The organism is Devosia elaeis (genome assembly GCF_001650025.1).
In the GTDB taxonomy this organism is placed as follows: Bacteria; Pseudomonadota; Alphaproteobacteria; order Rhizobiales; family Devosiaceae; genus Devosia; species Devosia elaeis.
Window position 1 is genome coordinate 209,149 of the sequence record NZ_LVVY01000086.1, and the last position, 7,914, is coordinate 217,062.

Sequence of the window (7,914 nt, forward strand, 5' to 3'; positions counted from 1 at the left end):
GGATTGCCGGAACAAGCCCGGCAATGACGAAGCCGGCAGAATGCCTCACGCCTCGGCCACCACCGGCGCCCCCTGGCCGCCCGGCTGCTTTCCCGAGGCCTTGAAGCGGAAGGCCAGCAGCAGCACCAGGCCGAACGAGATCACCTGATACCAGAGCGACAGCGCCGCCGCGTCGGCAAAGGCCCGGTTGGGGCCCAGGCCGGCGGAAAAATTGCCCGCCAGCTGCGAGAAGAAGATTTGCCCCACCAGCGCCACGCCCAGCGCGCCGCCGACCTGCTGGAAGGCCTGCAAGGCACCCGAGCCGGCGCCGGCATCGCGCGGCGGCACATTGCGCAGCACCAGTTGGAACAGCGAGGAAAAGCCGGTGCCCAGCCCCACGCCGGCCACCAGGAGCGGCGGCAGCAGGCTCCAGGCGTCGATACTCCCGCCCGTCCCGGCAATGATGAAATGCAGCCAGAGAATGCCGCCGGCCAGCAACGCCCCGGCGCTGGCGAGGCGGCTGCGCAGATAATGCGCGCCGAACCGCCCGGCGATGAACGAGGCGATCAGCACGCCGATGGAGAAAGGCGTATTGGTCAGCCCCGATTGCAGCGGCGTGAACCCGAATCCCGCCTGCAGCAGCAGCGAGATGACCAGGAACATGCCCGGAATGCCCGAGGCGAATACGGTGACCACGAAGGCGCCGAACATGTAGTCGCGATTGCGCAGCAGGTCGTAATTGAGCAATTGCGGCCGCCCCGCCGCGGCGCGCCGGCCCTGCCAGAAATAGAAGGCCGCCAGCAGCACCAGGCCCCCCGCCATCATCACGAAGCTCCAGGCCGGCCAGCCGAAGGCCCGCCCCTCGATGATCGGGAAGACCAGGGCCACGATGCCCAGCCCGAACAGGACGATCCCCACATAATCGTTGCTGAGCGTCTTGTGGCCCGGCAGGCGCGGGATCAGCATCCAGCCGGCAATGATGGCGGCGATGCCGATGGGAATGTTGACCAGGAAGATCGGCTGCCAGTCGAGCCCGAACAATTGCGCATCGATCAGCACGCCGCCCAGGATCGGCCCGCAGACCGAGGCGAGCCCGGCCGAAAGCCCGAACAGCGAAAAGGCCTGGCCCCGTTCCTGCGGCGGAAAGGTCACGGTGGCGATGGCCAGCACCTGCGGCGTCATCATGGCTCCGCCAATGCCCTGCAGCACGCGGGCGCCGATCAGCATCTCGATATTATGCGCCAGCCCGCACAGCGCCGAAGCGGCGGTGAATGCGGCGACGCCCCAAAGAAACATGCGCGTGCGGCCCACAATGTCGCCCAGCCGCCCGAAGGGTAGCAGGCCCAGCGCGAAGGCCAGCACATAGGCCGCCACCACCCATTCGATCTGGCTGTCGGTGGCCCCCAGATTGTCGCGCATCGAGGGTAGCGCCACATTGACGATGGTGACGTCGATCAGGTTCATGAAATTGGCGATCAGCAGGATCGCCAGCGACAGCCACCGGCGCGGATCGGGTGGCGTGGCCGTTTCGGCCGCAAAGCTGGACATGAACTTTCCTTCGGGATCGGTCACGTCGGGAAGCGGCATGCTCCGGCAGGTCATAAAGCATTGGCGGGGCAAAAAGCCACCCGCCATGCGGAATGGCTGCACCATTGCGCGCCCCGGTTGACATTTGGCGTCAGCAGGCGTCCATCACCGGACCATTCCCGCGCTGACAAAGAGCCAGCCATGACCGATTACGTCCGCAAGATCCTGACTTCCTCCGTCTATGAGGTGGCCGAACAGACCCCGCTGGAAAAGATGGAACTGCTGTCCGAGCGGCTGGCGCGGAACATTCTGGTCAAGCGCGAGGATTTGCAGCCGGTCTTTTCCTTCAAGATCCGGGGCGCCCATAACCGCATCGTCCATCTCACCGCCGAAGAACGCGCCCGCGGCGTCATCTGCGCCTCGGCCGGCAATCATGCGCAGGGCGTGGCCCTATCCGCCACAAGGCTGGGCATCCGCTCGGTCGTGGTCATGCCCACCACGACACCGCTGATCAAGGTTAATGCCGTTAAGCGCCTGGGCGGCGAAGTGGTGCTGTTCGGCGACGGCTTCGACGCCGCCCGTGCCCATGCCACCGCGCTGGCCGAGCGGCATGGCTATGTCTTCGTGCATCCCTTCGACGATCCCGACGTCATTGCCGGCCAGGGCACTGTGGGGCTCGAACTGATGCGCCAGCATCCCGAGCCGATCGGCGCCATCTACGTGCCGGTGGGCGGCGGCGGCCTTGCCGCCGGCATTGCCAGCTTCGTCAAGTTCCTGCGCCCCGACATCCGCGTCATCGGCGTCGAGCCGGAGGAAGCGGCCAGCATGAAGGCGGCCATCGCGGCGGGCAAGCCCGTGCCCCTCGACCAGGTCGGCCTCTTCGCCGATGGTGTGGCCGTGCGCCAGGTGGGTGAGGAAACCTTCCGCCTCTGCCGCGACCTGCTCGACGATATCGTCACCGTCAGCGCCGACGAGATTTGCGCCGCCATCAAGGATATTTTCGACGACCACCGCGCCATCACCGAGCCGGCCGGCGCCCTGGCGCTGGCCGGCCTGCGGCGCGATATCGAAAACGGCAATGCGCCCCAGGGCGCGCTGATCGCCATCAATTCGGGCGCCAATGTCAATTTCGACCGGTTGCGCTATGTCGCCGAGCGGGCCGAGATCGGCGAACGCGCCGAGGCCCTGCTGGCCGTAACCATTCCCGAGCGGCCCGGCTCCTATCGCGCCTTCATCCGCATGATTGGCCAGCGCGCCATCACCGAGTTCAACTATCGCTACGCCCCCGGCGCCAATGCCAATATCTTCGTGGGGGTGAAGCTCTCTGGCGGCGATGGCGAAAAGCGCGACCTCATCGCCATGCTCGAAGCCAATGGCCTGGCTGTCACCGACATGACCGACAACGAGGTGGCAAAGCTGCATGTGCGCCACATGGTGGGCGGGCGCGTGGCCGGCATCGCCCATGAAATGGTGTTCCGCTTCCAGTTTCCCGAGCGGCCCGGCGCGCTGCTGAAATTCCTCGAAGGGCTCAACGATGCCTGGAACATTTCCCTGTTCCACTATCGCAATCACGGCGCCGATTACGGCCGCGTGCTGGTGGGCATCCAGGTGCCGCCCGAGACGCGCGCCGATTTCTTCGCCCATATCGAGGCCATCGGCTTCCCCTATTGGGACGAGACCGAAAATCCCGCCTACCGGCAATTTCTCGAATTGCCGTGAAACCCGCGCTGTGTTGCGACATTAGGTTGAAATATACCGCGTCTACCACAAGCGACGCATTTTGGCCCCTATGTCCTTGCAATTGACCGGCCAAGACGCAATCTGCTGATAATCTCGCCGGGGGTGCACCCGGGCGCTTTCATGATCCGAGGGACACTCAGAACGATGATCAAGACGATGAAGACGACGGGCCTCATGCTGGCCACCGGGCTGGCGACGCTGGCGATGATGCAGCCGGCCATGGCGCTGGACGCGGAGGCCTTCGTTGATCGCATCGAGACGGTCTACAAGGCCATGGGCTACGACTTCACCTTCGGCCCGGCCAGTGTCGATGGCGACACCGTGACCATCGACGGCGCGACCATGGCCGTCGTGGGTCTCGACGAGGAGCCCTCCGAGATCGACACCGTCCTCACCTTCAGCGGAGTCGTCGAATACGAGGATGGCAGCTATACGATGGAGGAATTGACCATTCCCGATATCGACACCGAATTCGCCACCGATCCGGTCGGCCATCTGAGCCTCACCGGCATCGTGGCGCAGGATCTCTGGCTGCCGCCCGAAGGCGATACCAGCGCCGCCGCCCTGGTCCAGACCATCGGCCGCGTCGCCACCGGCCCGCTCGTGGTCACCCGCGACGGGGTCGAGGTGATCAAGCTCGACGCCATGGACATGACCTCGGACTTCACCTTCGCCGACGACGATTCCCTGGAATCGGTGCAGTCCGACTTCTCGATCACCAATATCTGGGCCGATCTGGCCACCTTCAGCGAAGACGACGCCGAAAGCGCCGCCATCATCGAGGCCCTGGGCCTGGGCACGATCAACGGCAATATCAGCCAGTCCATGGACTGGACCATGGCCGACGGGCACCTGGTGGTCGACGAGGCCCTGTTCGACTTCGCCGATATCGGCGCGCTCAACCTCACCTTCGACCTCACCGGCTTCACCATGGACGTGCTGGACAAGATTTACGCCATGCAGTCCAGCGACCTCGATCCGGAAAGCGAGGAAGGCCAGGCCCAGCAGATGATGATGGGCATGGAAATGGCCCAGGCCCTGTCCATTGTGGGCGCCTCGGTGCGCTATGACGATGCCGGCATTGCCGGCCGCCTGCTCGACATGTTCGCCGCCCAGTCCGGCGTCGAGCGCGCCCAGTTCGTCGAAACCATCAAGCCCATGGTTCCCGCCATGGTGGGCCAGGCCGGCATTCCGGCCCTGACCGAACTGGTGGTTCCCGCCGCCAATGCCTTCCTGGACGATCCGCAGAGCTTCGAGGTCAAGGTGGCGCCGCCCAGCCCCACCAGCTTCCTGGTCCTGGCTGCCGCGGCCGCCAATCCGGCCGGCCTGATCTCCGCCCTCGGCCTGACGGTCGCCGCCAACCAGTAACGCCTTCTTGCGGGGGCCGGCCGCCGGCCCCCGCATCGCGGCTGATGAAAGCTTCATCTTTTTCTGCCATCATCGGCCCATGTCAGCGCCATCCCGCCTCAGCCACGTCACCGATTGGGTCTTCGACCTCGACAACACGCTCTATCCGCGCGAATGCAATCTCTTCGCGCAGATCGATATCCGCATCACCCGATATGTCATGGATATCACCCGGCTGGATTTCGACACCGCCCGCGCCCTGCAAAAGGACTATTACCGCGATTTCGGCACCACGCTGAACGGGCTGATGCAGCGGCACCAGATCGATCCCGATCATTTCCTGCGCAATGTCCACGCCATCGACTATAGCCCGGTCGATCCGCATCCGGCCCTGGTCGAGGCCATTCGCGCCCTGCCCGGCCGCAAGTTCATCCTCACCAATGGCGATGTCGGCCATGCCCGCTCGGTCCTGTCGCGGCTGGGCGGCGGCGATCTCTTCGAGGAGGTGCACGACATCCGCGCCATGACCTTCGTGCCCAAGCCGCATCGCGCCGCCTATGACGGCTTCTTCGCCCGCTACGGCATCGATCCCAGGCGCGCCATCATGTTCGACGATCTCGAAAAGAACCTCGTCGTGCCCCATGACATGGGCATGGCCACGGTACAGGTCGTGCCCGGCGAGGGCTTTGCCCATGACCAGGTCGATGCATGGGAACTGGGCCGCGCCACCGGCCCCCATGTCCATCACGTCACCGGCGACCTCGCCGGCTTCCTGCGCAATTTGCCGTAACGGACCTATTCCCGGCGGGCCGCCGGAGCACTACATTGGTCGCCATGACCGACCTTCCCGGGCGTCGTCCGCCGCCCCTCCCCGATGAAAATCCCAGCCTCCGGCAGCGCCTCGAAAACCTGGTGCATCTCGGCCGGCTGATCGCCCAGATCTGGCGCACCAGCCGCTGGCTGACCCTGGCCTCCCTCGGGCTGCGCCTCATCGCCGCCCTGCAGCCGGTGGCCGTGCTCTATACGGCCAAGCTCATCGTCGACGAAGTGGTGCGCCTCACCGCCATCGAGCCGCCCGGCCCCGCCCTGCCGGACTGGTTCAATGCCGGCCTGCTCAATCCGGTCATCGGCTTCCTGCTGCTCGAACTCGCGCTGGTGCTCGCCAATGACATCATTGCCCGCGCCACGGGCCTGGTCGATTCGGTACTGTCCGAGCTGCATTCCAACCAGGTCAGCATCGAGCTCATGGCCCATGCCGCCCGGCTCGACCTGCAGCATTTCGAAAGCGCCGAATATCAGGACCGGCTGGAGCGCGCCCGCCGCCAGGCCGCCGGCCGCAATGCCCTGCTCAGCCAGATGTTCGGCCAGGCCCAGGATATCCTCACCGTCATCACCCTGGCCGCGGGCCTCTTCCTCTACGCGCCCTGGCTCATCCTCCTCCTGCCGCTGAGCTTCATCCCCTCCATCTGGGGCGAGACCCGCTTCAATACCCTGGCCTATATGCTCAGCCGCTGGCGCACGCCCGAGCGGCGCGAGATCGAATATCTCCGCCATATCGGGGCCAGCGCCGAAACCGCCAAGGAGGTCAAGCTCTTCGGCCTGGGCGATTACCTCATCGACCGGTTCCGCACGCTGGCCCGGCAGATTTTCCTCGAAAACCGCCGCGTCGCCATCCTGCGCGCCTCCTGGGGCGCGCTCTTTGCCGGCATTGCGAGTCTCGCCTATTACGCCGCCTATGCCTTCATCGTCTGGCGCACCATAACCGGCGCCTTCACCCTGGGCGACCTGGCCTTCCTGTCCGGCTCCTTCCTGCGCCTCAACGGCCTGTTCCAGCGCATCCTGCTCGGCTTCACCCAGATCGCCGGACAATCCATGTATCTGGACGATCTCTTTTCCTTCTTCGAGATCGAGCCCACCGTGCTGCCGCCGGCCGAGCCCAGGCCCTTTCCGGTGCCGATCCGCCAGGGGATCGCCTTCGACAATGTCGGCTTCCGCTATCCCGAGACCGACAATTGGGTGGTGCGCAACCTCTCCTTCACCCTGCCCGCCGGCGAAACCCTGGCCCTGGTGGGCGAAAACGGCGCCGGCAAGACCACGATCGCCAAGCTGCTGACCCGCCTCTACGATCCCAGCGAAGGCCGCATCACCATTGACGGCATCGACCTCAAGGACATGGATCCCAGGGATATCCACGCCCATGTCGGCGTCATCTTCCAGGATTTCATCCGCTATTCCTTCACCGCCCGCGACAATATCGGGGTTGGCCGCATCGAGGCGCGCGCCGACCAGGCCCGCATCGACCAGGCCGCCGAACAGAGCCTGGCCGACAGCGTCATCGCCAAACTGCCCCAGGGCTACGACCAGCAATTGGGCCGCCTGTTCAAGCAGGGCCGCGACCTGTCGGGCGGCGAATGGCAGAAAGTAGCCATTGCCCGCGCCTATATGCGCGACGCCGAGCTCATCATTCTCGACGAGCCCACCGCCGCCCTCGACGCCAAGGCCGAGGCCGAGGTCTTCGCCCGCTTCAAGGGCCTGGCCCAGGGCAAGAGCGCGGTGATCATCTCCCACCGCTTCTCCACCGTGCGCATGGCCGACCGCATCCTGGTGCTCGACAACGGCGCCATTCTCGAAGCGGGCAGCCACGAAGAACTCGTCGCCCTGGGCGGCCGCTATGCCGAATTGTTCGAACTCCAGGCCGCCGGTTACCGCTGAGGACCAAACTGGCCAATTCGGCCGAACCGCCTTACGTAATAGGCACAGCAAGCCCAACGGGACACCAGCCTTGCCCCTGCCCGAAGACAATCACCTCGCCGTCATCGCCGAGACCTACCGGCTGCTCGGCGACCCCACCCGCCTCAAAGTGGTCCTGACCTGCCTCGAAGGCCCCATCGCCGTCGGCGACATCGCCAGGGCCACCGGCGCCAGCCAGTCCCTGGTCAGCCACCACCTCCGCCTGCTCCGCGCCGCCCGCCTCGTCCGCGGCACCAGACGCAACAAGCAGGTCTTCTACGAAGCCGCCGACGCCCATATCGCCAACATGCTCACCGACATGATCGCCCACGCCATGGAAGATCACGAACCCCACGAAGACGACGACACCTAGCCCCCACCGCAAGGGGGAGGGTGCCGCATCGCGTTTGCCGAACGATCCAGCCCCAACCACAAATCGTCACCCTCGGGCTTAACCCGAGGGCTCTTCCTTGCCGAAGCCTCCCCACACACCGCGCTGCCCCCGGGCCGAACCACCACACGCACCATGGCGCCGGCTCAACCCTGTGAACACCCTCGGGTCAAGCAACTGTGGATTGTTTGATGATGGCG

The 7,914-nt window shown here is 65.4% G+C and carries 6 protein-coding genes; 5 read left to right on the forward strand and 1 reads right to left on the reverse strand.

The features are described from left to right. Positions 1-45 precede the first annotated feature (45 nt). Positions 46-1,566 carry an MFS transporter gene (locus A3840_RS11185; RefSeq protein WP_245676597.1) on the reverse strand — a complete coding sequence of 507 codons (1,521 nt, stop codon included), beginning with the start codon at positions 1,564-1,566 and terminating at the stop codon, positions 46-48. Between the two features lie 141 nt (positions 1,567-1,707). On the opposite strand from A3840_RS11185, the gene ilvA reads away from it, so the two are divergent. The 5 genes from ilvA (at position 1,708) to A3840_RS11210 (ending at position 7,696) form a co-directional block, all read left to right on the forward strand. Further along, positions 1,708-3,225 carry a threonine ammonia-lyase, biosynthetic gene (gene ilvA / locus A3840_RS11190; protein WP_067456338.1) on the forward strand — a complete coding sequence of 506 codons (1,518 nt, stop codon included), beginning with the start codon at positions 1,708-1,710 and terminating at the stop codon, positions 3,223-3,225. 165 nt (positions 3,226-3,390) lie between these two features. Beyond that, on the forward strand, positions 3,391-4,614 hold the full coding sequence (locus A3840_RS11195) for a hypothetical protein (RefSeq protein WP_067456341.1): 1,224 nt from the start codon (positions 3,391-3,393) through the stop codon (positions 4,612-4,614). 79 nt (positions 4,615-4,693) lie between these two features. Then, positions 4,694-5,383 (forward strand): pyrimidine 5'-nucleotidase, encoded by a 690-nt coding sequence (locus tag A3840_RS11200; RefSeq protein WP_067456406.1) that lies wholly within the window; start codon positions 4,694-4,696, stop codon positions 5,381-5,383. 44 nt (positions 5,384-5,427) lie between these two features. After that, on the forward strand, positions 5,428-7,305 hold the full coding sequence (locus A3840_RS11205) for an ABC transporter ATP-binding protein (protein ID WP_067456344.1): 1,878 nt from the start codon (positions 5,428-5,430) through the stop codon (positions 7,303-7,305). Positions 7,306-7,375: 70 nt separating this feature from the next. Beyond that, positions 7,376-7,696 carry an ArsR/SmtB family transcription factor gene (locus A3840_RS11210; RefSeq protein ID WP_067456347.1) on the forward strand — a complete coding sequence of 107 codons (321 nt, stop codon included), beginning with the start codon at positions 7,376-7,378 and terminating at the stop codon, positions 7,694-7,696. Positions 7,697-7,914 lie beyond the last annotated feature (218 nt).

Bases quoted from the DNA above. Each gene is read 5' to 3' on its own strand.
- A3840_RS11185 (WP_245676597.1), bottom strand. From the start codon at position 1,566: ATGCCGCTTCCCGACGTGACCGATCCCGAAGGAAAGTTCATGTCCAGC.
- ilvA (WP_067456338.1), top strand. From the start codon at position 1,708: ATGACCGATTACGTCCGCAAGATCCTGACTTCCTCCGTCTATGAGGTG.
- A3840_RS11195 (WP_067456341.1), top strand. From the start codon at position 3,391: ATGATCAAGACGATGAAGACGACGGGCCTCATGCTGGCCACCGGGCTG.
- A3840_RS11200 (WP_067456406.1), top strand. From the start codon at position 4,694: ATGTCAGCGCCATCCCGCCTCAGCCACGTCACCGATTGGGTCTTCGAC.
- A3840_RS11205 (WP_067456344.1), top strand. From the start codon at position 5,428: ATGACCGACCTTCCCGGGCGTCGTCCGCCGCCCCTCCCCGATGAAAAT.